General features: G+C 73.5%; 12 protein-coding genes. 3 read left to right on the forward strand and 9 right to left on the reverse strand.

Going from position 1 to position 13,769, the window contains the following annotated elements; translation table 11 throughout:
* Positions 1–274: 274 nt before the first annotated feature.
* The 3 genes from AB0D01_RS14150 to AB0D01_RS14160 are packed head-to-tail and all read right to left on the reverse strand — an operon-like array spanning position 275 to position 3,560.
* A complete protein-coding gene (locus AB0D01_RS14150) occupies positions 275–1,204 on the reverse strand; it encodes an acyl-CoA dehydrogenase family protein (RefSeq protein WP_363055422.1) in 930 nt (309 codons plus the stop codon).
* Between the two features lie 5 nt (positions 1,205–1,209).
* Positions 1,210–2,364, reverse strand: coding sequence for an acyl-CoA dehydrogenase (locus AB0D01_RS14155; protein ID WP_363055423.1), 1,155 nt, complete (start codon positions 2,362–2,364; stop codon positions 1,210–1,212).
* Complete coding sequence (locus tag AB0D01_RS14160; protein ID WP_363055424.1) at positions 2,364–3,560, reverse strand: amidohydrolase family protein; 1,197 nt, start codon at positions 3,558–3,560, stop codon at positions 2,364–2,366. Before AB0D01_RS14160 ends, AB0D01_RS14155 begins: the two co-directional genes overlap by 1 nt.
* Positions 3,561–3,700: 140 nt before the next feature.
* Between AB0D01_RS14160 and AB0D01_RS14165 the strand changes: the two genes are divergently transcribed.
* Entirely contained in the window at positions 3,701–5,260 is a 1,560-nt protein-coding gene (locus AB0D01_RS14165) for an AMP-binding protein (protein ID WP_363055425.1), read from the forward strand.
* A gap of 158 nt (positions 5,261–5,418) precedes the next feature.
* Here AB0D01_RS14165 and AB0D01_RS14170 read toward each other — a convergent pair whose 3' ends face one another.
* Together AB0D01_RS14170 and AB0D01_RS14175 are read right to left on the reverse strand one after the other, a co-directional pair.
* Positions 5,419–6,723, reverse strand: a complete 1,305-nt coding sequence (locus AB0D01_RS14170) for a zf-HC2 domain-containing protein (protein WP_363055426.1) — start codon at positions 6,721–6,723, stop codon at positions 5,419–5,421.
* Positions 6,720–7,298: a sigma-70 family RNA polymerase sigma factor gene (locus AB0D01_RS14175; protein ID WP_363055427.1), complete on the reverse strand. Its 579-nt coding sequence runs from the start codon at positions 7,296–7,298 to the stop codon at positions 6,720–6,722. The genes AB0D01_RS14170 and AB0D01_RS14175 overlap by 4 nt, the downstream gene beginning before the upstream one ends.
* 535 nt (positions 7,299–7,833) lie before the next feature.
* On the opposite strand from AB0D01_RS14175, the gene AB0D01_RS14180 reads away from it, so the two are divergent.
* Complete coding sequence (locus tag AB0D01_RS14180; protein WP_363055428.1) at positions 7,834–8,352, forward strand: EF-hand domain-containing protein; 519 nt, start codon at positions 7,834–7,836, stop codon at positions 8,350–8,352.
* 137 nt (positions 8,353–8,489) lie between these two features.
* Here the strand turns inward: AB0D01_RS14180 and purU are convergent, their stop codons facing one another.
* Positions 8,490–9,362, reverse strand: coding sequence for a formyltetrahydrofolate deformylase (purU, locus tag AB0D01_RS14185; protein ID WP_363055429.1), 873 nt, complete (start codon positions 9,360–9,362; stop codon positions 8,490–8,492).
* A 28-nt stretch (positions 9,363–9,390) separates the two neighbouring features.
* Complete coding sequence (locus tag AB0D01_RS14190; RefSeq protein WP_363055603.1) at positions 9,391–9,837, reverse strand: hypothetical protein; 447 nt, start codon at positions 9,835–9,837, stop codon at positions 9,391–9,393.
* A 195-nt stretch (positions 9,838–10,032) separates the two neighbouring features.
* Between AB0D01_RS14190 and AB0D01_RS14195 the strand changes: the two genes are divergently transcribed.
* Entirely contained in the window at positions 10,033–11,427 is a 1,395-nt protein-coding gene (locus AB0D01_RS14195; protein ID WP_363055430.1) for an ABC transporter substrate-binding protein, read from the forward strand.
* A gap of 39 nt (positions 11,428–11,466) precedes the next feature.
* Here the strand turns inward: AB0D01_RS14195 and AB0D01_RS14200 are convergent, their stop codons facing one another.
* Both AB0D01_RS14200 and AB0D01_RS14205 read right to left on the reverse strand, forming a co-directional pair.
* Positions 11,467–11,934 carry a hypothetical protein gene (locus tag AB0D01_RS14200; protein ID WP_363055431.1) on the reverse strand — a complete coding sequence of 156 codons (468 nt, stop codon included), beginning with the start codon at positions 11,932–11,934 and terminating at the stop codon, positions 11,467–11,469.
* The gene (locus AB0D01_RS14205) at positions 11,931–13,766 is read right to left on the reverse strand and encodes a hypothetical protein (protein WP_363055432.1); all 1,836 of its coding nucleotides are present in this window, start codon (positions 13,764–13,766) and stop codon (positions 11,931–11,933) included. Before AB0D01_RS14205 ends, AB0D01_RS14200 begins: the two co-directional genes overlap by 4 nt.
* Between the last annotated feature and the right edge of the window lie 3 nt (positions 13,767–13,769).

Consider the following 13,769-nt stretch of genomic DNA (forward strand, 5'->3'; position numbering starts at 1 on the left):
GGATCACCGACCGTGACCCCCTTGCCGAGCAGCATGGTTGACATACAGTCACCACAACAAGCGCTTCGGGCATATTCCAGCGCGAAGGAGTAGGCGTGGTGCATACTGTGCGACGCTCGCGCCGCTCAACCGCTCGCATTCGTGGGAGCGTACCGGAGCACACCCCTGCCTCCGGCCCGGATCGAGGCGCGCGAAGGACACAAACCGATATCAACTCTCTGTAATCGGACATGCGTCCCGCGTCGTCCCTCCCGTGCCTTCTCGTAACAGGCTGCTACCCCTCCTCACCCACCTCCGGGTCGATCAGCGCACGCGCCAACGCCTCTTCCGCCTGCGCCGCCGTACGCCACTGCCGCGCCCGCACCCACGCGCGCTTCAGGTGCAGGTGGACGTCCGCCTCCCAGGTGAAGCCCATCCCGCCGTGCACCTGGAGGCAGTCCCGGGCACCCTCCACGGCCGCCCCGTCGGCGAGGAGCTTGGCCGCCGCGATCTCCGCCGGGTCCGCCGTGACCGCCGCCGCGTACACCGCCGTACGCGCCAGCTCCGCCCGCACCAGCATGCCCGCGCACAGGTGCCCCACCGCCTGGAAGGCCCCGATGGGCCGGCCGAACTGCTCGCGCTCGCCGGCGTACCGCACCGCCATGTCCAGCGTCGCCAGCGCGCTCCCGACCTGGAGGGCCGCCGTGAGCAGGGCGCCCGCCTCCCGGTCCGCCGGTGCCGGGGCGCCCGCCTCCGCGTCCGCGGGCGCGACCGCGTACAGCGGGGTCAGCGGATCCGCCGAGCGGACCCGTTCGCCGGGCGGGAGCGGCCCGGGGGCCGTGCCCAGCACCCCGTCGGCCTCGCCCAGGTGCGCGACCAGCGGCCCGTCCAGGTCGTGGGCCGTGACCACCGCCGTCCCCTCGGCCGCGCCCGGGACCCGTCCGGCGGCCAGGTGGGTGGCCACCAGCGGGCCCGGCAGCAGCGCCCGCCCGGCCTCCTCGAAGACGAGGACGGCCTCCGGCAGGCCGAGCCCGACCCCGCCCGCCTCCTCCGGCAGCCGCAGGCAGAAGAGGCCGGCCGCGCCCAGCTCCCGCCACAGCTTCCGGTCCAGGGCCCCGCCGGAGTCCAGGCGGGCCCGCAGCTCCTCGCGCCCGAAGCGGCCCGCCAGCAGGTCCCGTACGCCCGCCCGCAGGTCGAGCTGGTCGCGCGTCGGCTGGAAGTCCATGCCGCTCACCGCCCCTTCGGGAGGCCGAGGATCCGCTCGGCGACGATGTTCCGCTGGATCTGCGAGGTGCCCGCCGCGATCGTGTACGACAGGGACGAGAGGCGGTCGAGGACCCATTCCTCGTCCAGCGCGAGGGAGTCCGCGCCCAGCACCTCGGCGGCGGCCTCGTACAGCTCCTGGCGCGCGTGGGAGTAGGCCAGCTTGAAGACGCTGCCCCCGGTCCCGGGGACGCCGCCCGTGCGCTGCGCCTCGGCGACGTTCCACTGCGTGAGGCGCCACAGCGCGCCGAACTCGCCCGACAGGCGGCCCAGCCGGCGGCGGAGCACCGGGTCGTCCCAGCGGCCGTTGGCCCTGGCCGTGCGGGCGAGCGCGGCGAGGGTGCGCCGGCAGGCGACGACCTCGCCGACGAAGGCGGTGCCGCGCTCGAAGGAGAGGGTGACCATGGTGACGCGCCAGCCGTCGTTCTCCTCCCCGACGCGGTTCGCGACGGGGACGCGGACCTCGTCGAGGAACACCTCCGCGAACTCGGTGGAGCCGGCGAGGGTGCGCAGGGGCCGGACGGTGACGCCGGGCGCGTCCATCGGCAGGGCCAGCCAGGAGATGCCCCGGTGCCGGGGGGCCGTCGGGTCGGTGCGGACCAGCAGCTCGCACCAGTCGGCGACCTCGGCGTGCGAGGTCCAGATCTTGGATCCGGTGACCACGTAGTCGTCGCCGTCGCGGACGGCGCGCGTGCGCAGCGCGGCCAGGTCGGATCCGGCTTCGGGTTCGCTGAAGCCCTGGCACCAGACCTCGTCGCCGCGCAGGACGGGCGGCAGCCAGCGGGCGCGCTGTGCGGGCGTGCCCTCGGCGGCGATGGTCGGTCCGGCGTGCAGCAGGCCGACGAAGTTCGCGCCGACGTACGGGGCTCCCGCGCGTTCGGTCTCCTCCAGGAAGATCAGGTGCTGGGTCGGGGTGGCGCCGCGCCCGCCGGCGTCGACCGGCCAGTGCAGGCCCGCGTAGCCGGCGTCGTGGAGCCTGCGCTGCCAGCCGGCGTCGTAGGCGCGCCGGCCGGGCCAGTCGTCGGGGGACGGTCTGGCGGGCAGCCCGGGAAGGACCTCGGCGAGCCAGGCGCGCAGCTCGGCCCGGAACTCCTCTTCCTCCTCGGTGTGGGTGAGGTCCATCAGCGGTCCCGGTCGAGGTCCAGGCCCAGCATGCGGATGGCGTTGCCGCGCATCAGCTTGTAGACGGTCTCGTCGTCGAGGCCCTTGACGTGGTCGAGGGCGACCTCCTTGGTGTGCGGGAAGGTCGAGTCGACGTGCGGGTAGTCGGTCTCGAAGGTGGCGTTGTCGCGGCCGACCACGTCCAGCGAGGCGATGCCGTGCTTGTCGCGGAAGAAGCAGCAGAAGATCTGTCGGTAGTAGTACGAGGACGGCGGTTCGGGGATCAGGTCGCGGACCCCGCCCCAGGCGCGGTGTTCGCGCCACACGTCGTCGGCGCGTTCCAGGGCGTAGGGGATCCAGCCCATCTGGCCCTCGCTGTAGGCGAGTTTGAGCGTCGGGAACTTCACCAGGACTCCGCTGAAGAGGAAGTCCATCATCGAGGCCATCGCGTTGTTGAAGCTCAGGGCGGCCTGGACTGCGGGCGGGGCGTCCGGGGAGGCGGCGGGCATCTGGGAGGAGGAGCCGATGTGCATGTTGACGACGGTGCCGGTCTCCTGGCAGACGGCGAAGAAGGGGTCCCAGTGGCCGGAGTGGATGGAGGGCAGGCCGAGGTGGGTGGGGATCTCGGAGAAGGTGACGGCCCGGACGCCGCGGGCCGCGTTGCGGCGGATCTCGGCGACGGCGAGGTCGATGTCCCACAGGGGGATGATGCACAGGGGGATCAGCCGACCGCCGCTGTCGCCGCACCATTCCTCGACCATCCAGTCGTTGTAGGCGCGGACGCAGGCGAGGGCGACCTCCTTGTCGTGGGCCTCGGCGAAGGTCTGGCCGCAGAAGCGCGGGAAGGTGGGGAAGCACAGCGAGGCCTCGACGTGGTTGAGGTCCATGTCGAGCAGGCGCGCCTTGGGGTCCCAGCAGCCGCGCCGCATCTCCTCGCGCGTGATGCCCTCCAGGGTCATGTCGTCGCGGTCGAAGCCGACGGCGGCGATGTTGCGCTTGTACGGGAACTTCAGGTCCTCGTAGATCCACCAGTCGGTCGGCGGGCCGTCGGGGTCCATGGAGATCACGTACTTGCCGCCGACGTACTCCAGCTCGCCGATGCCGGCGGTGAGGGGCTTGGGGCCGCGGTCGCGGTACCTGGCCGGCAGCCAGACGTCGAAGAGGTGGGCGGGCTCGATCACGTGGTCGTCGACGCTGATGATCCGAGGCAGTTCCATGGTCTCCCCAATCCGACCGCATCTGATGGGTCGTCAGAAACAAGCTAGCCCCGCCACCCCTGGACCGACAAGCGTCGGCGCCCTACGCTCTCCGCCTGATCTGACCAACCGTCAGTTGTGTGCATCGAGGGAGGACCGCGATGACGGACACCGCGAACCGAGGCGGCCCGCCGCCGCTCCGCCGCGCGACCCTGTGGGAACTGGTCGCCCACCGGGCCGACCTCACCCCCGACGTCCCGGTGCTCATCGAGGCCGCCGACGACCCCGCCGACGACCGCACCCTGACCTTCGGCGCCCTGCGCGAGCGCGCCGAACGCGTCGCCGCCGGCCTCCACGACATGGGCGTGCGCCCCGGCACCGTCGTGGCCTGGCAGCTCCCGACCCGCATCGAGACCGTCCTGCTCTCCCTGGCCCTGGCCCGGATCGGGGCCGTCCAGTCCCCCGTCATCCCCTTCTACCGCGACCGCGAGGTCGGCTTCGCCCTGCGCGAGTCGAAGGCCGAGTTCTTCGCCGTCCCCGGCGTCTGGCGCGGCCACGACCACACCGCGATGGCCGAGCGCCTCGGCGCCCGCGGGATCTTCGAGGCCTACGCCTCCCTCCCGGACGGCGACCCCACCGTCCTGCCCCCGCCCCCCGCCGACGGCACCGCCGTCCGCTGGATCTACTGGACCTCCGGGACCACCTCCGACCCCAAGGGCGTCCTGCACACCGACCGCTCACTGATCGCCGGCGGCTCCTGCCTCGCCGACGCCCTGCGCCTGACACCGGACGACGTCGGCTCCATGGCCTTCCCCTTCGCCCACATCGCCGGCCCCGACTACACGGTGATGCTGCTGCTGTACGGCTTCCCGGCGGTCCTCTTCGAGAGGTTCGCGATGCCGGACGCCCTCGCCGGCTACCGCCGCCACGGCGTCACCGTCGCCGGCGGCTCCACCGCCTTCTACTCGATGTTCCTGACCGAACAGCGCAAGGACCCCACCACGAAGCTCATACCGAGCCTGCGCCTGCTCGCCGGCGGCGGCGCCCCCAAACCGCCCGAGATCTACCACGCGGTCGTCCGCGAACTGGGGTGCCGGCTCACCCACGGCTACGGCATGACCGAGGTCCCCATGATCACCATGGGCTCCCCCGACGACACCCCCGAGAACCTCGCCACGACCGAGGGCCGCCCCCCGGCCGGCATGTCCATCCGCATCACCGCCCCCGACGGCTCCCCCCTGCCCCCGCACACCGACGGCGAGGTCAGACTGCGCGGCGAGGCCGTCTGCCGGGGCTACCTGAACCAGGACCCCTCGACCGAGGTCTTCGACTCCGACGGCTACCTGATCACCGGGGACCTCGGGCACCTCACCGCCGACGGCTACCTCGTCCTCACCGGACGCGCCAAGGACGTGATCATCCGCAAGGGCGAGAACATCTCCGCGAAGGAGATCGAGGACCTCCTGCACGGTCTCCCCGGAGTCGGCGACGTCGCCGTCGTCGGCCTGCCCGATCCGGAACGCGGCGAACGGGTCTGCGCCGTCGTGGAACAGCCGGCCGGCGCCGCCCCGCTCACCCTGCCGCAGCTGACCGCCCACCTGCGGGCGCAGGGGCTCTCCCCCCACAAGCTGCCCGAACAGCTCGAAATCGTCGACGCGCTGCCCCGCAACGAGGCCCTGCGCAAGGTCCTCAAGTACCGCCTGCGCGAACGGTACGCCTGACCCCGCGCGGGGCCGGCCGACAAGGTCCGGGCCGACACGGTCCGGGCCGGTCCCGTTCGGGTCCGGGCCGGTCCCGTTCGGGTCCGGGCCGATCCCGTACGGGTCCGCTCCCGCGCGGGGCGGACCCGTACCGGCGGGCCGGGTCCGGAAGGGACGGCCTACAGCCGGCTCAGCGAGGCCGCCGCGAACAGCACGTCACGGATCGCCTCCCGGTCGCCGATCTGACCCGCCGCGGCCTCCTCCGGGGAGATGTGCCCGGCCGCCAACTGGCAGAACTCCAGCCCGTCCAGGGCCACCTCCGCCACCGTGTGCTCCCGCGAGGGCCGCGCCGCCGGCGAGTCCAGGGCGATGTCCCAACCACCGCCGCCCGCGCCCTCGATCTCCAGGTGCAGGGTCCGCCCCGGAGCCCCCGCCGCGACCAGCCCGCGCGCCGGCGCCGCCAGCCCGGCCCGTCGCCGCTGCGCGAGCGCGCCCGGCAGCAACCGCGCCGCGAGGTCGATCATCCGGTTCAGGTGCGGACCCGACGGCGGCTCGTACGGGTAGTCCACCGCGTCCGCGATGTCCCAGGCGTGCACCCAGCACTCGAAGGCCCGCTCCAGGAAGGCGTCCCCGAGCGGCAGCGCGAACGCACCGTAGTCCACGGCCAGTTCCGCCACGCCCCGGCCCGCGAAGGAGACCGTACGGACCAGGGTGTGCCCCTGCTCCCGCCACGGCGTGCGCACCCGTCGGGTCGGCGGGTGCGGCAACGAGCTCCAGAAGTGCTCCGTACGGTCCGTGGGCCCGCCCGGCGGCGCCTGCGGACCCAACGGATCGTCCAGGCCCAGCGCCGTCGCCACCAGCCCGTCCACCGTCATCAGGTGACCGATCACGCCCGCCACCGTGGTCCGGTGCGTACGCCGCTCCTCCTCCTCGAACCACTTCAGCCGGACCGGCGTGTGCCACTCGGAGTCCCCGAAGTCCCGCAGCAGCGCGTCGAGCCGCGCCGTCTCCGTGTCGTACGGGCTCGCCCACACCGGTACCGGGATCCGCGCCGGACGCTTGCCCAGGCAGTCCTCCAGCACCCGCGAGCGCAGCAGCGGCTTCAGGTCGAGGCTCTCCTCGGGGTGCAGCAGCCCCACCGCGTCCCGCAGCCGCAGGGCCTCCTCGGCGCAGGGCGCGCATTCGGTGAGGTGGTCCTCGACCGCCCGGGTCTCCTCGGCGGAGCAGGCGGCCAGCGCCCACGCGCCGAGCAGGGACTTCAGCACGGCGTGCGAGGGCGGCTCCGACACGGACGCCGAAGGGGTCGCGGGCGTCGGGTCCGGCGCGGCCGGGGTCGGGGTCGGGGTGGTCGGGGTCGGCGGCATCGGGGTGGTCGGCGGCGGCGCCAGGTCGTCGCCGGCCGCCCGGGGGCCCGGTATCCGCGCGGGACCGACCGGGGGCCGCTCGTACGCGTCGTCGGGGGTGTCTTCGGAAGGGCCGGTCATCGGGGCGTTCCATATCCGCTGGGGCCGTACCCGGGCGGCGCGTCGTCCTCCCGGGGAAGGAGGTTGGCGGTCGACAACAGCTGGAGGCCGAGCCGCAGCCTGCGCCGCGCCTCGTCCTCGCTGATCTTGAGGTCGGCGGCGGCCTGCCGGTAGTCACGGCGTTTGAAATAGGCCAGTTCCAGGGCGGCGCGCAGGGGCGCGGGCATCGAGGTGACGATGTAGTCGGCGCGGGCCGCCGCGTTGGCGCTGCGCACCTTCTGTTCGAGCTCCTCGCGCGATCCCCGGCCCAGTTCGGCCTGGCGCAGCCGGGCGACGGCCTGGCCCTGGGTGATGCGGGCGACCCAGGAGCGCATGGAGCCCTGCTTGGGGTCGTAGGCGTCCGGGTTCTCCCAGATGTAGCCGAAGACCTCGCGGGTGATCCGGTCGGCGGCCTTCTCGTCGCCCAACACGCGGTGCGCCAGGCTGTGGACGAGCGACGCGAACCGGTCGTAGAGCTCGCCGAGCGCGGCGGCCTCCCCGCGGGCGAGGCGCTGCTGCATACGACGGTCCCAGCGCGGTGGAACATCCTTCGCCATCGTGCCCCCAGCCATGTGTCGACCCGTCGAATGTAGTCCGCACCCACCCTGACGCGCCTGTTTTGGCCGAACCTCACCCTGGAGGAGTGGCCGGCGTGCTAGGCCCTGTCGTCAAACTCCCGCCTGCCCCGCGACGCCTGGCACGCACTCTCGCCGCACCGGGCGAAAGACCGAGTACGACCGGTACACGTGCTTCCGCCCGGCACGCCGAGAGCACGCACCAGCCGCCGCAGGGCCGCCCTACGGGCGACGACAGGAGTTTGACGACAGGCCCTAGGCCCGCCCCTTCCGGATCCTGCCCGACCTTCGGCGCCCGGCACGGCACTTCGGGCACCGGCGCGCGCCCGGACGGGCGCGCGTCCGCCCGGGGGAACACACGTACGCGCCCCGCCGCGCTCCCCGTGCGCGGGTTCGATGCGGCCACCTCTCCGACCACTTCGCTTAACGCGCAGGCCACGAAGGGCTTACGCTCCTGCCTGTCTTGAACTGCACCCCCACCGCAACCCATCGCACACGTGAAGGCGGAACGCCGAACATGGACAGCGCAGAATACGAGCGCAAGATCGCCGCCCGATTCGCCACCTTCGACCAGGACGGGTCCGGCTATATCGACCGGGAGGACTTCAGTACCGCCGCGAGGGCCGTGCTGAGCGAATTCGCCACCGCCGCCCGCTCGGACAAGGGTCAGGCCGTCTTCAACGGCGCCGAGGCGTTCTGGCAGGGCATGGCCGGTATCGCCGACGTGGACGGGGACCAGCGGGTGTCCCGCGAGGAGTTCGTCACCGGCGCGGCGAAGCGGCTGCGGGACAACCCGCGGCGGTTCGCCGAGATCGCCCGGCCGTTCCTGGCGGCCGTGATCGCGGTGGCGGACGAGGACGGCCGCGGCACCACCCCGGCGGGCGCGGCCCGCGTCCTGCGCGTCCTGGGCACCCCGGCCGAGGTGGCCGGACCGGTCGCGGCGGCGCTGGACACCGACGGCGACGGGCGCATCAGCGAGGACGAGATCCTGACCGCCTTCGCGGCGTACTGCGGGGTCGAGGCCCCGGACGCGTAACCGGTCCGCGCACGGTCCCCGGCGCGTGCCCGGGCGCGCCCGCGATCCCCACGCCCGACGGCCCGCCGGTCGCCGGCCCCGCGCCCGCCGGTCCGGGCCCGCCCGGTGTCCGGGCGGGCCGCACGGCGGGGCGGGCGTCAGGCGAAGACGACCGTGCGCGTGCCGTTGAGCAGGACGCGGTGCTCGCTGTGCCACTTCACCGCGCGGGCCAGCGCCTGGCACTCCACGTCACGGCCGATGGCGACCAGCTGGTCGGGCGTGACCTCGTGGCCGACGCGCTCGACCTCCTGCTCGATGATCGGGCCCTCGTCGAGGTCGGCCGTCACGTAGTGCGCCGTGGCACCGATCAGCTTCACACCGCGCGCGTGGGCCTGGTGGTACGGCTTGGCACCCTTGAAGCTCGGGAGGAAGGAGTGGTGGATGTTGATGATCCGGCCGCTCAGTTCCTTGCAGAGGGTGTCCGAGAGCACCTGCATGTAGCGGGCGAGGACGACGAGCTCGACGTCCCGCTCGCGCACCAGCTCCAGCAGCTGCCGCTCGGCCGCCGCCTTCGTGTCCTTGGTGACCGGGATGTGCACGAAGGGGATGTCGTACGAGCCGACCAGCTCGGAGAAGTCGGTGTGGTTCGAGACGACCGCCGCGATCTCCACGGGCAGCGCGCCGATCCGCGAGCGGAACAGCAGGTCGTTGAGGCAGTGTCCGAACTTCGAGACCATCAGCACGATCCGCATGCGCTCGTCGGAACGGTGGATCTGCCAGTCCATCCTGAAGGAGTCGCCGATGGCGGCGAAGCTGGCGCGCAGCTTGTCCACGGTCACCGGGTCGTCCGCCGAGAAGTGGACGCGCATGAAGAAGAGCCCGGTGTCGTGGTCACCGAACTGCCTGCTGTCCTCGATGTTGCATCCGGTCATGAACAGGTAGCTGGACACCGCGTGCACGATGCCCTGCTTGTCCGGGCAAGAGAGGGTCAGGACGTACTGCTGCGGCTGGGGCCGCGGGTGGTCGCTCATGACCGCACAGCCTTTCACACCGCGCGGGTCACACCGCGCCGGTGAGGATCCGCAGGACCTCCACGGAGCGGGGGGCCCCGTCCGGGTCGTCGCCGTCCGCCGTCGCCATCCGTACGTGCGCCTCGCGGGCCGCGCGGACCGCCTCGGGCCAGGCGTGGTGCTCCAGGTACGCGGAGACGGGGGCGTCGGGTCCGACCTGGTGCAGGATGCGCAGCACCCGCAGCACGGCGACGTCGACGGTGGCGGCCTCCTGCGAGTCGCGGAAGATCGTGCCGACGTACTTCTCGGCGGACCAGCTGTCGAGCCAGGTGTCCTCGACGAGGCGGTACACGGCGTCGGTGACGTCGCCGTAGCCCTCCGCGCCGGTCAGCCAGACCTCTTCCTGGAACACCGGGTCGGAGAGCATGTGCAGCGCCGAGCGCACGTTCGCGCGCCAGCGCCACCACGGCATGTCGTTCAGGGGCATGCCGCCCATGGTGGTGGAGCGGCCGCCGCGGCGGGAAGAGTTCTTCGAACCTTGGGCGAATGTCACGCTTTCGATCGTACGTTCCCGATGGGAACGATCTTCAGGCACCCGCGCGCCGGAGCCCCCCGCAATTCACCTGCACGTCACCGAATGTTGTGTACACCTCACTCTTCAGTTCCCCGGCGGGCGGAAGGGTCGGTGGACATGACCCATCGGCAACGCGCAACTGCCTTCTCCCGCACCCTTCTTGCCACGGCACTGGGCGTCTGCCTCACCGCCGGGTGTGGGGTGTTCACCGGCGGCCCGGGGGCCTCCGGCGACACCCTCACGGTCATGACCTTCGCCCCCATCGACACGAAGGCCACCAACATGCCCGGAATGCCCGGCATGGCCAAGGCCTACGAGCGCTGGGTGAACGCCAACGGCGGCGTCGGCGGTCGCAAGCTCCGCGTCCTGACCTGCAACGAGAAGAACACCCCGACGGGCGCCGCGGACTGCGCGCGCAAGGCGATCGCCGAGAAGGCCGTCGCCGTCGTCGGCTCCTACAGCCAGCACGGACGTGCCTTCATGGCCCCGCTGGAGGCCGAGGGCATCCCCTTCATCGGCGGCTACGGGGTCTCCGCGGAGGAGTTCCAGAGCACGCTGTCCTACCCCGTCAACGGCGGACAGCCCGCCCTCCTCGCGGGCTCCGGCCACCAGCTGGGCCGGGTCTGCGGCCAGGTCACCCTGGTCCGCCCCGACACCCTCGCCGGGGACTCCATGCCGGTGCTGCTGAACGCCGGCCTGAAGGCCAACAGGATCCCGGAGGCCAACGACGTACGGGCCGCCGAGGACGCCGCCGACCTCATGCCCCAGGCGCGCGAGGCCCTCGCCGGCCCGGCCGCGCCCGCCGCCGCCCCGAAGGACCCCGCCAAGGACCCCGCCGCGAAGGACCCGTCCCCGGCGGCCAAGGACACGACGGCTCCCAAGGACGCCGCGAAGGAAACCGCCAAGGACGCGCCGAAGGACGGCCGGAGCTGCGTGACGGCCGTGCTCGGCTCGCGCACCGAGACCTTCTTCGACGCCTTCCGCCGCACGAGCGAGAGCATGCGCCGCAACCCGCAGATCTCCTCCGTCCTCGGCAGCGTCAGCCAGTCCCTGGTCGACCGCACCGGCGGCAAGGAGAGCCCCTTCGAGGGCGCCTACGTCACCAGCTGGTACCCGGTGGCCGGCGACCCGCTGTGGGAACCGATGCGCAAGGTCATCTCCGAGCAGGCCTTCGGCGACGACACCGTCGACGCCGACGACAGCGGCGCGCAGACCACCTGGATCGCGTACAGCGTGCTGAACGAGGTCGTGCGGCACTTCGGGAAGGACGAGGACGTCACCGCCCGCAAGCTCGCGCGGGAACTGAACCGGTCCGAGGGCGTCAAGACCGGCGGCCTCACCCCCGACCTGAGCTGGCGCTACCAGGACATGCGGGCCGTGGCCGGCTTCCCGCGCCTGGTCAACGGCCGGGTCACCTTCCAGGTCGTCCAGGCCGGCCGGCTCGTGGCCCAGCCCGGCGAGCAGCCCCAGGACATGATCTCGACCCTGGAGCAGGCACCCCGCTCGACGTGACCGCCGGGCGGCCGGGCCGACGGGAGGCCCGGCCGCCCGTCAGGCCTCGTAGTAGTCCTCGCGGGGCCGCTGGTGGCCCCCGGGGACCTCGGTCCCGTCCGGGAAGCTGACGGTGGCGAACCAGGACGTCGCCCACACCTGGATCCGCCCCGGCTCGTGGTGGATCTCGAACGCCGACGGGCCCCGCTCCCCGTACGAGGTCACGACGAAGGTCTCCCCGGGCCGGAGCCAGTAGTCCTGGCCGAAGGGCTCCAGCCACAGCTCCAGCAGGGTGTCGCCGCTGTTGCCGACCATGATCGGCACGGGATCGCCCAGCGCCTGTATGCCCTCGTGGCTGAAGTCCGGGGCCTTCGCCATGTTGCGGCTCATCGTCGCGACGTGCTCGGAGGGCGAGGGCCCCTCCCCGTCGGTCGCGTCGGGGCCCGCGTCCGGGTCCACCGGGCCGGGGACCGAGCCGGGGCCCTGCTCGAAGCCGAAGATCCGCCCGAACGCGGAGCGCATGCTCACAGCTGCGAGGTGTCCCGTCTGGTCAGGCCGTACTTGGCCGCGATCGTGTTCCACATCTTCGCCGCCTGCTCCTTCGCCTTGGTCGCCTCACCGCTCGACCGGTTGCCGTCGGCCGCGTTGTCGGTCGGCTTGGCCTTGCCGTCCTTGCAGCCGCCCTTGTCGTCCACGTCCTCCGCCCAGGCCGCGTAGCTGTTGTCGGCGGCGGCCGAGGACCGCCAGGCCTTCGTCAGCGCCGCCGACAGCTTCACGTGGTCCGGGAGCTTGTCGACCTTGAGCTCCTGGAGCCGGGTCACCAGCTCCTGGCGCTGACGGGCGGCGTCGCGCAGGTCCTGCGCCGCCTGGTCGAGGTTGTCGCACCCCTTGATGTCGTCCACGGCCTTGATCACCGAGGCCCGGCTGTCGTTGCTGTCCGCGAGCAGCTTGTCGAGCTGGACGGCCTGCGGACGCGCCGGATCCGACGCCGCCGGGGCGTCGGCCGCGCCGGCCGCCGAACCGGACGAGGTCGAGGCGACCGGCGCCACCGCCCCCGGGTCGGTGTTCTGCGCCTTGCCGTCGCTGAGCAGGGCGCCCACCCCGAGCCCGGCCACGGCCAGCCCGAACACCCCTGCCGCGATGACGGCGGGCGGGATCCGGCGCGCGGGCGCGGGGCCCGGCGGGGGCTCCGCGGGCGCGTACCGCTGCGGGTGCGGCGGCTGTTGCGGGGGCTGGGACCGGCGGTTCGGCTGCGCGCGGCGCTGCGGGGGCGCCGGGGGCGGCGTCCGGCGCGGCGGGGCCGCCTCGTGGACGGGCGTCGGGGGCGGGGTGTGCCCGCCGCCGGTGTCGCCGGCGGAGTCCCGGAACAGCGCGTCGAACCCGTCCCCGACCGCGGGACCGCCGGACGCGGGCGGAACGGGCGGGACGTACTGCGTGGCCGCCTCGTGCGGGGCGGCCTGCCCCGGGGCCGCGAACGGCTGCGCGGGGCCGACCGGCCCGGCCGGGATCGGCGGGATGAGCTGCGTCGCCGCCTCCCCCGCGCCCGCCGGAACCGGCGGGATGTACTGCGTCGCCGCCTCGTGCGGACCGGCGCCCGGGACCGGGGGGATGTACTGCGTCGCGGCGTGGGCGGGAGCCTCGTACTGCGGCGGGGCCCCGACCGGACCACCGCCCGGGACCGGGGGTATGAGCTGCGTCGCCGCCTCGTGCGCACCCGCGCCCGGGACCGGCGGGATGTACTGCGTCGCCGCGTCGTGCGGCCCCGCGCCCGGAACCGGCGGGATGTACTGCGTCGCCGCGTGGGCGGGAGCCTCGTACGGCGGCGGGGCACCCACCGGACCACCGCCCGGGACCGGGGGTATGAGCTGCGTCGCCGCGTCGTGCGGACCGGCGCCCGGGACCGGCGGGATGTACTGCGTCGCGGCATGGGCGGGAGCCTCGTACGGCGGCGGGGCACCCACCGGACCGCCACCCGGGACCGGGGGTATGAGCTGCGTCGCCGCGTGGGCGGGAGCCTCGTACGGCGGCGGGGCACCCACCGGAGCACCGCCCGGGACCGGGGACATGTACTGCGTCGCCGCCTCGTGGACGGACGGCTGCGGCGGCGCGGCGTTCGGGTCGGCGGGGACCGGCGGGACGTACGGCGCTGCCCCGTCCGGCAGCGGCGGGTAGCCGTAGCCGTGCGGGGCGCCGGGGCCCTCGTGGCCCGCCGGCGGGTAGCCGTACGCGGGCCCGTTCGGGTCCTGCTGGTCGTACTGCGGCGGTGGGTACGCGTACCCGGGGGGCGGCGGCCCGTTCTGCTCGGCGCCGGGTTCCCCGACGCCGGGCCGATGGACGCCCCCTTGTCCGTACTCGGTCACCGA

It is taken from the genome of Streptomyces sp. NPDC048606, assembly GCF_040650855.1.
In the GTDB taxonomy this organism is placed as follows: domain Bacteria; phylum Actinomycetota; class Actinomycetes; order Streptomycetales; family Streptomycetaceae; genus Streptomyces.